The sequence below is a fragment of the Paenibacillus oenotherae genome, assembly GCF_019443105.1.
GTDB lineage: Bacteria > Bacillota > Bacilli > Paenibacillales > Paenibacillaceae > Paenibacillus_Z > Paenibacillus_Z oenotherae.
The window spans coordinates 12,647-26,382 of sequence record NZ_JAHZIJ010000021.1; the positions used below are offsets into that span (position 1 = coordinate 12,647).

General features: G+C 52.7%; 13 protein-coding genes. 11 read left to right on the forward strand and 2 right to left on the reverse strand.

Features of this window, described 5'->3' with window-relative positions:
• Positions 1-27 precede the first annotated feature (27 nt).
• Positions 28-2,268 (forward strand): FAD-dependent oxidoreductase, encoded by a 2,241-nt coding sequence (locus tag K0T92_RS20860; RefSeq protein ID WP_219874424.1) that lies wholly within the window; start codon positions 28-30, stop codon positions 2,266-2,268.
• Between the two features lie 19 nt (positions 2,269-2,287).
• Complete coding sequence (locus K0T92_RS20865; protein ID WP_246628326.1) at positions 2,288-3,346, forward strand: NAD(P)-dependent alcohol dehydrogenase; 1,059 nt, start codon at positions 2,288-2,290, stop codon at positions 3,344-3,346.
• Between the two features lie 824 nt (positions 3,347-4,170).
• On the opposite strand, the gene K0T92_RS20870 is transcribed toward K0T92_RS20865, so the two are convergent.
• Together K0T92_RS20870 and K0T92_RS20875 are read right to left on the reverse strand one after the other, a co-directional pair.
• Positions 4,171-5,379, reverse strand: a complete 1,209-nt coding sequence (locus K0T92_RS20870) for an MFS transporter (RefSeq protein WP_219874425.1) — start codon at positions 5,377-5,379, stop codon at positions 4,171-4,173.
• A 69-nt stretch (positions 5,380-5,448) separates the two neighbouring features.
• Positions 5,449-5,730, reverse strand: coding sequence for an ArsR/SmtB family transcription factor (locus K0T92_RS20875; protein ID WP_219874426.1), 282 nt, complete (start codon positions 5,728-5,730; stop codon positions 5,449-5,451).
• A 225-nt stretch (positions 5,731-5,955) separates the two neighbouring features.
• Here K0T92_RS20875 and K0T92_RS20880 point away from each other — a divergent pair, with 225 nt between their 5' ends.
• The 9 genes from K0T92_RS20880 to K0T92_RS20920 all read left to right on the forward strand — a co-directional run bounded on the left by K0T92_RS20880 (position 5,956) and on the right by K0T92_RS20920 (position 13,693).
• Positions 5,956-6,198, forward strand: coding sequence for a helix-turn-helix domain-containing protein (locus K0T92_RS20880; protein WP_219874427.1), 243 nt, complete (start codon positions 5,956-5,958; stop codon positions 6,196-6,198).
• Between the two features lie 2 nt (positions 6,199-6,200).
• Positions 6,201-6,722 (forward strand): peptide deformylase, encoded by a 522-nt coding sequence (gene def, locus K0T92_RS20885; RefSeq protein WP_219874428.1) that lies wholly within the window; start codon positions 6,201-6,203, stop codon positions 6,720-6,722.
• A gap of 183 nt (positions 6,723-6,905) precedes the next feature.
• Positions 6,906-7,703, forward strand: a complete 798-nt coding sequence (locus tag K0T92_RS20890) for an ABC transporter ATP-binding protein (protein WP_219874480.1) — start codon at positions 6,906-6,908, stop codon at positions 7,701-7,703.
• A gap of 33 nt (positions 7,704-7,736) precedes the next feature.
• Entirely contained in the window at positions 7,737-8,543 is an 807-nt protein-coding gene (locus tag K0T92_RS20895; RefSeq protein ID WP_219874429.1) for an ABC transporter permease, read from the forward strand.
• Positions 8,544-8,558: 15 nt separating this feature from the next.
• The gene (locus K0T92_RS20900; RefSeq protein ID WP_246628327.1) at positions 8,559-9,404 is read left to right on the forward strand and encodes an ABC transporter permease; all 846 of its coding nucleotides are present in this window, start codon (positions 8,559-8,561) and stop codon (positions 9,402-9,404) included.
• Positions 9,405-9,422: 18 nt separating this feature from the next.
• A complete protein-coding gene (locus tag K0T92_RS20905; RefSeq protein WP_219874430.1) occupies positions 9,423-11,021 on the forward strand; it encodes an FAD-dependent oxidoreductase in 1,599 nt (532 codons plus the stop codon).
• Positions 11,018-11,347, forward strand: coding sequence for a 4Fe-4S dicluster domain-containing protein (locus K0T92_RS20910; protein ID WP_219874431.1), 330 nt, complete (start codon positions 11,018-11,020; stop codon positions 11,345-11,347). Before K0T92_RS20905 ends, K0T92_RS20910 begins: the two co-directional genes overlap by 4 nt.
• Before the next feature lie 59 nt (positions 11,348-11,406).
• Complete coding sequence (locus K0T92_RS20915) at positions 11,407-12,423, forward strand: ABC transporter substrate-binding protein (RefSeq protein ID WP_219874432.1); 1,017 nt, start codon at positions 11,407-11,409, stop codon at positions 12,421-12,423.
• A gap of 43 nt (positions 12,424-12,466) precedes the next feature.
• On the forward strand, positions 12,467-13,693 hold the full coding sequence (locus tag K0T92_RS20920) for an MFS transporter (protein WP_219874433.1): 1,227 nt from the start codon (positions 12,467-12,469) through the stop codon (positions 13,691-13,693).
• Positions 13,694-13,736: the final 43 nt, after the last annotated feature.

Genomic DNA, 13,736 nt, shown 5'->3' on the forward strand with positions numbered 1-13,736 from the left:
ACCACATGGCGAAAGGGGCAAGTGAAAATGAGGTTTGAATCGGTTAAGTCAGATATTACGGTGATCGGCGGCGGGTTGTCAGGCGTATGTGCTGCTGTAGCAGCCGCAAGGAACGGCAAAACGGTGGCGCTGATACAGAACCGTCCGATGCTAGGCGGCAATTCAAGCAGTGAGGTTAGAGTTTGGGTTGTTGGCGCAACAGGACATGGCGTGAATCGATATGCGCGAGAGACGGGAATTATGGGTGAAATGTTTCTGAAAAACCAGTACGTAAACCCGGATGGCAATCCGTATTTATGGGATATGGTTGTTCTTGAGACGGTGAGGAACGAGAAGAACATTCAGCTGTTTCTAAATACCGATGTGCATGAGATTGAAGCTGACGGGCCGGAGAGCGCTCGGGTCATCCACGCCGTAACGGGCTGGATGATGGGCTCTGAGCGCAGAATCAGGTTCGAGAGTCCCGTGTTCCTGGACTGTACGGGCGATGGCCTTGTCGGCTTCCTGGCAGGAGCCAAATATCGGATCGGACGGGAAGCGCACGCTGAATTTCAAGAGAAATGGGCGCCGGAGGCGGCAGATGATATTACACTAGGCAGTACACTGCTGTTCTATACGAAGGAAGTGGATCATCCCGTCCAATATATCGCGCCAAGCTTCGCCAAGGATATTACGCAAACGCCCATTCCGGTCAAACGAGTGCTGAGAAGCGGTGATTCGGGCTGCCACTATTGGTGGATAGAGTGGGGCGGAGAGATCGATACCCTCTACGATAACGAACGTATTCGGGATGAGCTGTGGTCGGTTATTTACGGGATATGGGATTACATTAAGAACTCCGGCAACTTTGATGCTGAACGGATGACGCTGGAATGGGTCGGCAGTGTGCCAGGGAAAAGGGAGTATCGGCGTTTTATCGGCGATTATGTCTTTAACCAAAATGATATTGAAGCTCAAACGCAGTTTGACGATTGCGTTACCTTCGGGGGCTGGTCGATCGATTTGCATCAGAAGGAAGGCATGTATGCTGATAATCACAAATCGATGCATTACCATAGCGACGGCATCTTCCAGATTCCTTATCGTTCCTTGTATTCAACCAATGTGAGCAATCTGCTGTTTGCAGGCCGCAATATTAGTGCTACTCACGTCGCGTTCGGCGCAACCCGTGTAATGGGAACTTGTGCCACCATTGGCGAGGCTGCTGGAACAGCAGCGGCATTATGTGTAGAGCATGGCGTAACGCCGCGCGGGCTGTACCAGAACCACATGAAGGAGCTGCAGCAGGCATTGTTATGGCAGGATGCGTCCATCATTGGCCTGAAGCATGAGGACACCAGGGATTTGGCGAGAGCAGCGACGGTATCCGCATCCAGCTATAGATCGACCATTAATATCGATTCTCCGGCTGAGAAGCATCATCTGGAAGCAGACGCAGCCATTCTGGTGCCGGTGGATCCTGCAATCACTACGATTGAAATTCTAATGGATGTGGCGGAAGCGACTACTGTGGAGGTTGAGCTGTGGAGTACGGGCAGACCAGAGAATTATATCCCTGTGCAGCTAGAGGTGAAGGATGCTGCCTCGGTTCAAGCGGGTGACCTGCAGTGGGTATCATTCCATTTGCCATGGCGTCCAGCTGCAGCTGAGAATGCCTTTATTATTGTTCGAGAGAACGCCAGCATTCATTTGCATTTGTCGCATAAGCCATGGAGCGGTGTTCTGTCCTTCCTTAGAGAGCAGCAATTAAACGTCGCAAGAGGATTAGAAGGTCTGGACCCGAATCAACTAGTCGTGCAATGGAATATGAGACGGACCGTGCGGAAGCCGTTCTGTGTGAGGGTAGAGGAGCCAATGGAAGTCTACCATCCGTCCAAAGCTATTGATGGTTACATGAGGCCGTATGGCGGTCCCCATATGTGGTCTGCCGAGGTGACGAATGGGGCGGAGTGGCTGCACTTCAAGTGGGAGGAGCCTGCAACGGCAAGCGAGGTCCATATTACGTTCAATGATGACGTCAATGAAGACCTGATCAATTTGCATCATCATCGCACACCGTTCCAGGCCATCCCTGAATTAGTAAAGAGCTACGCGATAGAGGTTCTTCGAGGGAAGGAGTGGACTGCAGTCGCAGAAGTGAATGATAATCGGCAGCGCAAGCAGGTTCATTATTTTGAGGACGCTATTACGATGCAAGAGATGCGAATCCGATGTCTGGAAACAAACGGCCATTCGCAATTCGAAATCGTGGGTGTACAAATTCGATAGCTGAGGAGGCAGGCGGGGAATGATGGGCAACGTGATGATGAATGCGGCGGTTATGAAGGAAAAACTGCATATCGAAGTGGAAAAGATGGAACGGCCTGTGCCGGGCCCTGATGAAGCCTTGATAAAGGTGGCGTGTATCGGCATATGCGGCTCGGATATTCATTACTATGAGCACGGCAGAATTGGAAGATATGTCGTTGAGGAGCCGCTCATATTAGGCCATGAGGTAGCGGGTACAATTGTCCAGGTGGGAGCTAATGTGAGCAATGTGGCGGTCGGGGATCGGGTCGCCATTGAACCCGGAGTGCCATGCGGACGGTGCGACTATTGCAAGGGCGGCAGATACAATCTGTGCCCGGACGTGTTCTTTCTGGCGACTCCGCCAGATAACGGGGCGTGGGCTGACTACATTGTTATGCGCAGCGATGTCCTGTTCAAGCTGCCGGATACGATGAGCTTCGAGGAAGGCGCCTTGCTGGAGCCGCTATCGGTAGGCTACCATGCCATGAACCGCGCTAACGTTAGACCGAGTGATAAACTATTTATAACAGGTCTCGGCCCTATAGGCTTGTTGGCTATTCAAGCGGCAAAGCTGTTTGGCGTGCAGGAGATTTATGCGAGCGATGTTGTTGCGTTCCGCCGGGAGGTTGCCCTGCAAATGGGGGCAACAGCCGTCTTTAACCCGCTTGAGGATTCCATTGTTGAGGAGCTGGCGCGGTTAACCGACCACACTGGAATCGATGTCGTCATCGAATCGTCAGGGAATCACAGCTCCATCTCAAGCACGGTGAATGTAGTTAAGCGAGGCGGGAGAATCGTATTCGTCGGCCTGCCTCCTGAGAATAAAGTATTGCTCGATGTAGATAAGATCATTGATTCTGAATTGAACATCTATGGTGTATTTCGATATGCCAACACCTATGCGGCAGCGATACAGGCCTATGCCAAAAGCGACCTCAATATGAGCGAGATTATTACGCATCAGTTTGATTTGCAGCATATAAGCGAGGCTCTGCAGCTTTGCAGAACGCAAAAGGACAAAGCGATTAAAGTGATGATTTATCCCCGATCAGAGTAAGGGGCAACAGCTGCTGTCCCGAGAGTCCTTTGTGGAAATCTCAACGCCCACTTTAAGAAGCGGTACGATGTGGCATGCCTGCGATCATGGCACTGTTGGCGAACTCCTCGCCAGAGGACGATCCGTCATTCGCACACCGCCGGGAGACGTGCGCGGTACGGACAAAAGAGACGAGCGAGCTGCGAGATGAGCGAAACATGATAGTGCGAGTTAGGCGAGACATGATAGATGCGAGCTGCGAGCTGCGAGCTGCGAGGTGCGAGATGCAAGGTGCGAGATGCAAGGTGCGAGATGCAAGGTGCGAGATGCAAGCTGGGCGAGGCATGCGAGATGCGAGTTAAGCGAAACATACGAGATGCAAGATGTGAGCTGGGCGAGACATGCGAGATGCACGATGCGAGCTAGGAGAAACATGCAAAACATGCAAAACATGCAAAACGGCATTTAATTGCTCGTTTCAGGCCCCATGAAGGTGAAATGCCTGCCAGAGTGCAGGTATTTCATCTTAGTTTCTCCTTATCGGCCGATTTTTTCTCACATTCATGCCTGATCGCAGGAATATTGCCATTATGGCGTCTTGTAACCGAAAATTCATGCACATTCGCAGGCTTCTTACTCCGTCACGCTGCCGTCTAACCACACTTGGAGAAGGAGTTTCCCAGAAAGTTTGTTTGACGATTTCAGAGGCCCCACTAAGTCCCCATATACAATGAAGATGCTTCCAGTCCACCTTTTAGTGGGTTGGAGGCATCTTTTCACATCATTTGGGACTGACTTATTGGATATAGGACTTTTCGGAAAGCAGCTTTTTGTATGTTATCGCATTAGGCCTTCGCCGCTTCCCGCAAGCGTTGTTCTTTCTCTTCGCGCTGGTGCCGGGATCGGAAGCGCAGCAGCCCGAGGGATGCAGCAGCTATCGCTGCAGCGGCGACTACGGATGCAGCCCCGATCCAGCTGATGGACGCCAGAGGCGCATTTCCTACGATGATCCCTCCGATTCCCGCGCCAGCGGCCATTGCAAGCTGCAGGACGGAGCTATTCAGGCTCAGCATAATGCCGGAGGCTTCCGGAGCAAGCGTAATGAGATGGTACTGCTGGGTAGGGCCCGACGACCAAGCGGAGAAAGCCCATAGCATAAGCAGCGGGAACACGATAACCGCGGAGTGGGCTGCCAGCGACAGCAGGATAAGAGTGATAGCGTGCAGCAGCATCCCGCCGATCAACGTGCGGGGAACACCCCATTTGTCCGTGCCGAAGCCCCCAAGCTTGGAGCCGATCAAGCTGGCGATGCCGAAGGCGAACAGCCCAGCGCTCACGGCTTTTTCACTCATCCCTGTAACGGTAAGCAGAAACGGAGAAATGTACGTATAGACGATGGCATACCCGGCGATCCAGAAAAAGGTTACCGACAAGGCGATAAGAATTTTCGGTTCCTTCAGCAGAGCGAGCTGCTTGCGGACCGGAACCGGTTCTTCGCCGTCCGTTTGCGGAATCGTGAACCATATCGCAAGCATGGCAAGCAATCCTAATACTCCGATTCCTCCGAAGATAACCTTCCAATTGTAGGCGGCGGAGATAACCCTGCCGATAGGAACGCCAATGATCAAGGCTGTGCTGAACCCCATGACGAGCGTAGCAATGGCGCTTCCCTGCTTATCGGGAGGGGCGAGCTTGGAGGCTACGGTCAATGCCGTAACGACGAATACCCCGGTACTAAGCGCCAAGACGACCCGAGAGCTGATAAGAAATCCGAATCCCGGCAGAGCGATTGCAATTGCATTGCCGATGACGAATACGAAGAGGGCGTAGAGCAGCAACTTTCGCCGCTCCAGCCGGGCCGTGGCCGCCATTATTAAAGGAGTCCCGAAAGCATAAGCGAGCGAGAACACCGTAATAAGCTGACCCGCTGCAGATACCGAGACACCGACATCTGTCGCTACCTTATCGAGAATGCCTGCGATAATGAACTCCGACGTGCCGACCAGAAAGCTGACGATAGCCAGCATGTAGATTTTCCACTGATTTGAATTCATTGTGCTGCCTCCTTCTCCACTCCAATGTTTTTATATTTCTAAAAATATAGAAATTAGGACGAACAAGAACTACTGCAGCAAGTAAGGCGCATACTTTATCGCCATCTCGCGGTTCACGCTGTAGTAGATGTACGTTCCATCCTTCCTGAGATCCAGCAGGCCGCAATCCGTCAATTGCTTCAGGTGGTGGGAAAGCGTCGAACCGGCGACTGATTCCAGCTTGCCCATAATATCGGAGCAGCACAGGTTTCTCTCTTCAGTCAGCAGCAAGGCGATTTTGAGACGGGTCGGCTCTCCTAGCGCTTTGTACACTTTGACGGCTTGCCGTAGTTCCGCGGTATCATCAACCATTGTGTTTGCCTCCTGACCGTTTCGCTATTTCTAAATGTATGGAAATAAAGCTATCATAGTTCATCATGAAAGTAAAGCCTAATTCATTCAACCGATTAGAGGAGCCGGAGAAGGCGGTTGCCGGCGAGCCCGCATCCCATAGCTGTTATATTTGGATGGTTCTGTGCTATATTAGGTATTACCTAATATATTAAGTTAGCACCGAAATCAAACGGAGGCGACACGATGCTTGAATGGAAGTTGAGAAATGTTATGGCTGAAAGAGGGATTTGGACGGGGGCAGCTTTAGGGAGGTTGCTCCAACAAAAGGCAGGTTACAGTCTATCCCCGGCTTCTATTAGTGTGTTGATGACTAATCAGCCCAGACAGATGAAGGCGGAAACGCTTGATGCATTATGCACCGCTTTAGAATGTTCACCGAATGATTTGTGGGTACATACACCACCCCAATATACAAAAGGAGCATAACGATGACTGTAAAAAGTATTTTGCCTTTTGGGGATCCTGTCCTGCGTAAAGCGGCCAAACCAGTAGAAACAATCAACGCCAAAACGTTAAAATTGCTGGATGACATGGCGGAAACCTTATATGCAGCAGAAGGGCGTGCAGGTCTAGCCGCTCCGCAGATTGGTATGCTGAGGAGATTGATTGTTATGGATTGCGGCGAAGGGCTCATCGAGCTCATCAACCCTGAAATTCTGGAGATGAGCGGAGAACAGGAGGGGGCTGAGGCCTGCTTGTCTTTTCCGGGATATTATGGGCATATAAAGCGGGCGAATCGGGTTAGGATCACAAGCCTGAGCAGGCAAGGTGAGAAAATCTCCTTCGAGTGCGAGGGATACCTTGCGCGCTGCGTTCAACATGAGGTGGATCATCTGAATGGGGTGCTCTTTATTGACCATGTTCAAGACAAATGGTTGTATCATGAGAACACCAAGCAGCGGATTGATCTCATGGAAGTGATCCGATTATCGAATCAACCAAGGCTTTAACGCAAGCTCTATTAACCGCCTCTCCCGAGAATGCTGGTATTAAAATCCAAGTTGACAAAGCAGGCAAGGGATTATATAGTGTTCATTAATTCCTACTATTCACAGGGGAATAATATAAAACGACCGTTCAAACGGAGGCACTCTATTCACAAGGGGGCCTCCTTTTTGTTTGCAACAAAGGGTATGGGGAGGAGAGAATCCGTGAGTGCAACAAACCTGCTGCATATTCAGCATCTAAGCAAGACGTTCCAGTCCGCTAAAGGGGATGTTAAAGCGCTGCATAATATCCAGCTGGACATTCAAGAGGGAGAATTCGTTACTGTTATTGGTCCGAGCGGTTGCGGCAAAAGCACGCTATTGAAGATCATCGCAGGCCTGGATGTTCATTATAAGGGTACAGTCAGCCTTGGAGACCGCAAGGTAGAAGGGCCCGGCATCGATAAGGGATTTATATTCCAGGAGCCGAGGCTGTTCCCATGGCTCACGGTGGAGCGCAACATTGCAGCCGACTTGTCGCTTCGCAAGCCCGAAATTCGCCAGAAGGTGGATGAATTGATCGAGCTGGTGCGACTGAAGGGCTTCGAGAAATCATACCCGCGTGAATTGTCCGGAGGGATGGCCCAGCGGGTAGCCATTGCCAGAGCATTGCTCCGCAATCCCAAGGTGCTGCTTCTGGATGAGCCGTTCGGCGCTCTGGATGCCTTTACCCGTGCGCATATGCAGGAGGTGCTGCTCGATATATGGCAGCGCAATCGCACAACGATGATATTCGTGACTCACGATATTGACGAAGCGGTGTTCCTTGCTAATCGGATTGTAGTGCTGAAGCCCAGACCAGGCGCGATCCAGAACATTATTGGCGTGGATCTTGCGTTCCCCCGGAAGAAGTCGAGCACGGCCTTCCACCAGCTTCGTTTCAAGGTGCTTAGCGAGTTCGACAAAATCGAGGAATTGGAGCTGGTCGGCGGTGCGGGTATTTAAGCGCGGCACAGCGCACAAACCGGAGAGGAGCGGATGCGCTTGAGTGCTCCAACGACATCATTAACGAATCGCGGAACGCGGAAGTCGACGATCGTTCTGCTAGGTGCTCTGATCCCGGTCTCCGTCCTTGTCGGATGGCAGGTCTTCGGCGACCTGGGGTATATCTCCACCTTGCTGTTCCCTACACCGCTTACTATCGCGGAAGCCTTTGGCAAGCTAGTTGCATCAGGAGAGCTCGCAGAGCATTTGCGGATCAGCCTCACCCGGGCCGGGCTGGGTTTCCTGTTAGGAGGCGGCCTGGGGCTGCTGTTCGGAGTGCTTGTCGGCCTATTCCGCCAAACGGAGCGAGCACTTGACCCTTCGGTGCAGATGCTGCGGATGATTCCGCACTTGGCTGTCGCCCCATTATTCATTCTCTGGTTCGGTATCGGAGAGGAATCCAAAGTGCTGCTGATTGCGAAAGGTGCTTTTTTTCCGCTCTATATCAATACATTTCTAGGCATTCGCAATGTCGACAACAAATTGTTCGAGGTAGCGAAGGTGCTGCAGTTCAGTCGTTTCAAGCAAGTCATCCGCTTGGCCCTGCCTGCTTCCATGCCGAATATTCTGCTTGGCCTGCGCCTGTCGATTGCTGTGTCATGGTTGGGGCTTGTCGTTGCGGAATTAATGGCATCCACATCAGGTATCGGCTACTTAATGTCAGATGCGAGGCAGTTCAGCAAGACTTCGGTCGTGTTCGTGGGCATTGTTGTATTCGCTGTAGTCGGGAAGCTGGCGGATTCTGCTGTCAAACTGCTGGAACATCGGCTTATCAGGTGGCGTGACAGCTATAAAGGATAGGAAGGAGTGGATGAATTGAGCAAGCCGATCGAGCTGCTTGGACAGCCGGATCATGCCACGCAGACCGGGAAGGGATGGAGAGTTTCAACAAGATGGAAGGAGCGAATGGGCAGCTTTGCCATTGGCGGTCTGCTGCCGGTCGGCCTGTTGGTCATCTGGCAGCTGGCAGGTGAATTGGGGCTCATCTCTACGTTTTTTCTGCCCACACCAACGATGATTTTTGCGGCCTTCGGAGATTTGTTCGCAAGCGGAGATCTGGCCTATCATTTGGGCGTCAGTCTCAAGCGCGCCGCAGCGGGCTTCGCCATTGGCGGCAGCATTGGCCTGCTCCTAGGACTGGTCGCCGGATTCTCCCGCTATGGGGAGTATGTACTGGATCCCAGCGTGCAGATGTTCCGGATGATCCCGCATCTGGCAATCGCGCCGCTGATCATCCTGTGGTTCGGATTCGGCGAAGTATCCAAAATATTGATTATCGCCAAGGGGGCCTTTTTCCCCTTATATATCAATACCTTCCTCGGCATTCGCAATGTGGACAATAAGCTGATTGATGTAGCCCGGGTGCTGTCGTTCAAGCGTTACAAGCAATTCTTTTTGCTTATTCTTCCGGCGTCGCTGCCCCAGCTTTTTCTCGGCTTGCGGCTGTCGCTGGCACTCTCTTGGCTAGGTCTTGTTGTTGCGGAGCTAATTGGCTCCGAGGCCGGTATCGGGTTCCTAATGACGATCGCCAAGCAAAATTCAATGATGGAAATTATTTTTGTCGGTGTCATCTTGTTTGCAGTTGTCGGCAAGCTTATAGACTCGTTCGTCCGATTGCTGGAACGCAGGTTTCTGCAATGGCAGGACAGCTACAAAGGATAATTAGGGAGGCATGATGAAATGAGCGAAAGAAAAGCGGATCTGCAATTAACGGCGGATGTATTGGTGATCGGCGGAGGGCCAGCGGGAACATGGGCAGCTATTACAGCGGTATCCAAAGGGTCCAAGGTTGTGCTGGTCGATAAAGGGTATTGCGGCACCAGCGGAGCGACAGCTCCTTCGGGAACAGGCGTCTGGTACATCAAGCCGGATCAGCAGGAGCGCGAGGAAGCGAAGCAAAGCCGGTTCGGCTTGGGCGGGCAGCTTGCGGATAACCGCTGGATGGACCGAGTTCTTGATCGCACGTATGAAAATATGAACAAGCTTGGGGAGTATGGCTATCCATTCCCGCTTGATGAACTGGGCAACCCCTATAAGAGAGGGCTTCAAGGGCCGGAATATATGAAGCTGATGCGCAGGCTTGTTCACAAAGCGGGCGTGCGCATTCTCGACCATAGTCCCGCCCTGGAGCTGCTTGCCGATGAGCATGGGGTAGGCGGAGCTCATGGCTATAATGTGCATACGGGAGAGACATGGAGCGTTCAGGCAGGGGCAGTCATCATTGCAACAGGGGGCTGTGCCTTCCTGAGCAAGGCGCTTGGATGCAATGTGCTGACAGGAGACGGCTATTTATTAGCGGCGGAAGCCGGTGCGGAGCTGTCAGGCATGGAATTCTCTAATGCCTATGCCATTTCGCCGACCTTCTCGTCGGTGACGAAGACGGCCTATTACCGGTATGCCAGCTTCTATTATGAAGACGGAACTGTCGTGGAAGGAGCGGGATCACAGCGGGGGCGGTCAATTATCGCACGCAACCTGCTCCAGGGGCGCCAGGTATATGCCTCTCTCGATCAAGCGCCAGAGGATATTCATCCGCTTCTGCGTGTGAATCAGACGAATTTCTTCCTGCCGTTCGACCGTCTTGGCATTAATCCGTTCAAGGATAAATTCCCTGTAACGCTGCGCCTTGAGGGCACGGTGCGAGGCACGGGCGGCATTCACATCGTCGATGAGACATGCGCAACGAAGGTGCCGGGCCTCTATGCGGCCGGAGATGCGGCGACTCGTGAGCTGATATGCGGCGGCTTCACTGGCGGCGGCAGCCACAATGCGGCATGGGCGATGTCCTCAGGCTCGTTCGCCGGTGAAGGGGCGGCAGCCTATGCGGCCGCTCTGGGCGAAGCCTCGTCCACCCGGTCGCTCAAAGGCTTGTCCTCCTCTCCATTAACAACGGCGGCTACGGACAGCAAGCCAAGCAAGACGGAGGAGAGAATCCGCGCAGTACAGGATGAGGTCGCCCCTTATGACCGCAACCTGTTCCGGACATCCAGCGGTCTGAGTGAATCGCTGTCGACGCTGGATCATATTTGGAAGGATATCCGCAATGAGACGATCACCCTGGATGCGCAATCGGTCAAGAAGAGAGAAGCTGCCGCAATGACTGCGACGGCGCGCTGGATGTACAATACGGCCCGTGAACGGACGGAGACCCGCGGTATGCACAAGCGCGATGATTTCCCGGAGCTGGATGCTTCCCAGCATTACCGTCTTGTCAGCAGCGGACTTGATCAGGTGCAGGTCAGGAAAGAGGATGTTAAGAAGGAGGCCGTATTGCATTGATTGAGATCGTAAGCGAGTCCAAGTGCATATCGTGCAATTTGTGCGTGTCCGTATGTCCAACGAATGTGTTCGACAAAGTCGAGGGCGGCATTCCTGTTATTGCCCGCCAAAGTGATTGCCAGACCTGCTTCATGTGCGAGCTGTACTGCCCGACAGACGCTCTGTACGTGGCCCCCGATTCGGAGCAGGTCACGCTGCAAAGCGAGGATGAAGTGGAGAGGCTTGGTTTGTTCGGCGGCTACCGCGAGAAGGTCGGCTGGGGCAAGGGCCGCACGCCGATTGCCAAGCATGAATATATGTATCAGCTTTCAGTAAAAACAAGATAGTCGCTATTATCATCAAGCTCAAAAAGATTCGTATAGGTGGATGGGGAGGAACAACAGAGATGGTTCAGCAGCAGAGAGCAAGAGTCAGAGGAAATAAATTCAGTATAAGTATAGCGGTGCTTCTGCTAGGGGCAATGCTATTGCTGCAGGCATGCGGCAATCAAGCGGGCAATACGGCCAGCGGCGAGGAGCAGGCAGGCGGAGTCCCGTCTGTCCTCAACTATGGCTATATCGGGGTGAATGAATTGAATCTGCCGAGAGCCGCTGAGGGCTGGGGCTTGCACAAGGGGATTATTCAAGCGGAGCTGAAGAAACACGGAATTACGGAAGTTAAGCTAAGCGGCTTCCCCAATGGCCCGGATTTGAGCGAATCGCTCATTAGCGGCAGGCTTGATATCGGCAGTCTTGGGGACACGCCAGCGATTCTTGCGCGTTCCTCCGGCGCGAAGACGAGATTGATTACACAGGCCTCAACCGATAATATCGGCTATCTGATCGGCAGGAAGGACTTGAAGGACAAGAAGGAATTGCAGGGCAAGACCATCGCCATTCAGAAAGGCTCCTTCATGCACCGGTATGTCGTCGGCTTGCTCAAGAAGGAAGGGATAACGGATTATAAGCTGATTCATATGCTTCGTCCTGACGGAGAAGCGGCTTTGGCCCGGGGCGAGGTCGATGCTATGACCAATAATGGCGTATATGCGCTTAAACTGATTGAAGAAGGCTTCTCACATTTGGACGATGCGACGAAACATCCGGAGCTGTATGGCTCGAACGCAACGGTCGTCTCCGAGGAGTATCTGAAGAAGTTCCCGGATTTCCCTAAAGTATGGAATGAGGCGCGGGAGAAAGCACTGGAGGACTTGAAGAAGCATCCGGAGGAGTATTATCAGTTTATCGCTGACATTCAGAAAACGACGCCCGAGCTGGCGAAGAAGACAGCGCCGATTGAATGGATCAAGGATGAACCCTTCACAGATCCCGGAATCGAGCTGCTTGAGGGTACAAAAAACTTCTTGGTCGAGGAGAAGCTGGCCGAGAATGATTTTGACATTAAAGAATGGATTCTAAAATAAGAGACAGAGTGGGAGAAGTATAACATCATGGTAAAAGCAGTTCATGAATAGCTGGCGCAAGCAGCATGCAGCGCTAATGCTGGTACAACTGTTCGTAAGCACGGCCCATAGCATGTATATTACGCTGCTGCCGGGGCAACTGGTGAGGCTTGGGCTGAGTGAAGAAGAGCTGGCGATATGGACGGGCATTATTTTTGCAGGCAATTTCGCAGCTATGATGCTGATTATGCCGGTACTTGGAAGAATGGGCGACCGGATCGGACGGAAGCCCATTATGCTGTGGTCAGGGCTCGGCATGGCTGTGATGACGCTGCTCATGTCGGTTGCGGGCAGCCAGGTGGAAATGGCGGTGCTTCGTTTTTTGCAGGGCTGCTTTACCGGCATTCTGCCGTTCTCGATGATTCTCGTCGTTACTGGAGCGCCTAAGGATCGGGTAGGAGTATCTGTGGGCAAAATGCAGATGATGGCCGAAAGCGGCGCCGTAATAGGCCCTCTTATCGGTGCGGTGCTCCTCATATTCCTGCAGCCCAGATTCGGGTTTCCGGTCATGAGCGCATTCATTCTGACGGCTACAATTTTTGTATGGAAATTTGTACAGGATCCAAGAGATACGCGGCCCCGCGTTGAACCAACGACCAATTTGTGGCAGGATTTCCGGGAGATTTGGCGTACGAAGCCATTTCCTCAATTAATGCTGAGCGCCTTCTGCATCAACTTTTGTTTGATCGGGACGGCGCCGCTGCTGGGCTTTTTCATTGAAACCGCGGATGGACATTGGTGGCATGGAGGCTTCAACGTTGGCTTTGCGCTTTCGGTGACCTCCTTAGCCGTCATCTTGTGTTCCCCGTTTCTCGGCAAGTTGTCGGATCGCATCGGGGCGCTTCCTATGCTTACGGTGGCGACGCTCCTTGCTGCTGTGCTCAGCGCAGCGCAAGCGATGGCCCATTCGTATACGGCTATTGTCATTTGCCGATTTCTTATGGGCGTCTGTGTCGCCGCGCTGCTGCCCAACGTTCAAGCTCAGATCCGCCAGTACGTTCGCCCCGGGATGGAATCCAGAACCTTCGGCTTCACCAACTCCTGGCAGTTCATGGGGAGCTTGTCAGGCCCGGCATTAGGAGGATTGCTGACATCCTACATCGGTATACGGGGCTGGTTCTGGGCGCTGGTGCTGGTCTTCGGATTCAGCTGCTTGCAGGCACTGTGGATTGGCCGATTAGTAAGAGAGAGCCGGGGATTGCTGCCCGTCGTTAAGCCGGAGATCGGATGAAGTCCGCTTCATGCGTTTCATGTCCTTGCACCAGCTCTGCCTG

Coding starts and splice junctions, on each gene's coding strand:
- K0T92_RS20895 (WP_219874429.1), top strand. CDS start 7,737: ATGCGCTTGAGTGCTCCAACGACATCATTAACGAATCGCGGAACGCGG.
- K0T92_RS20915 (WP_219874432.1), top strand. CDS start 11,407: ATGGTTCAGCAGCAGAGAGCAAGAGTCAGAGGAAATAAATTCAGTATA.
- K0T92_RS20890 (WP_219874480.1), top strand. CDS start 6,906: ATGGGGAGGAGAGAATCCGTGAGTGCAACAAACCTGCTGCATATTCAG.
- K0T92_RS20860 (WP_219874424.1), top strand. CDS start 28: ATGAGGTTTGAATCGGTTAAGTCAGATATTACGGTGATCGGCGGCGGG.
- K0T92_RS20920 (WP_219874433.1), top strand. CDS start 12,467: ATGAATAGCTGGCGCAAGCAGCATGCAGCGCTAATGCTGGTACAACTG.
- K0T92_RS20865 (WP_246628326.1), top strand. CDS start 2,288: ATGATGGGCAACGTGATGATGAATGCGGCGGTTATGAAGGAAAAACTG.
- K0T92_RS20875 (WP_219874426.1), bottom strand. CDS start 5,730: ATGGTTGATGATACCGCGGAACTACGGCAAGCCGTCAAAGTGTACAAA.
- K0T92_RS20870 (WP_219874425.1), bottom strand. CDS start 5,379: ATGAATTCAAATCAGTGGAAAATCTACATGCTGGCTATCGTCAGCTTT.
- K0T92_RS20880 (WP_219874427.1), top strand. CDS start 5,956: ATGCTTGAATGGAAGTTGAGAAATGTTATGGCTGAAAGAGGGATTTGG.
- K0T92_RS20905 (WP_219874430.1), top strand. CDS start 9,423: ATGAGCGAAAGAAAAGCGGATCTGCAATTAACGGCGGATGTATTGGTG.
- def (WP_219874428.1), top strand. CDS start 6,201: ATGACTGTAAAAAGTATTTTGCCTTTTGGGGATCCTGTCCTGCGTAAA.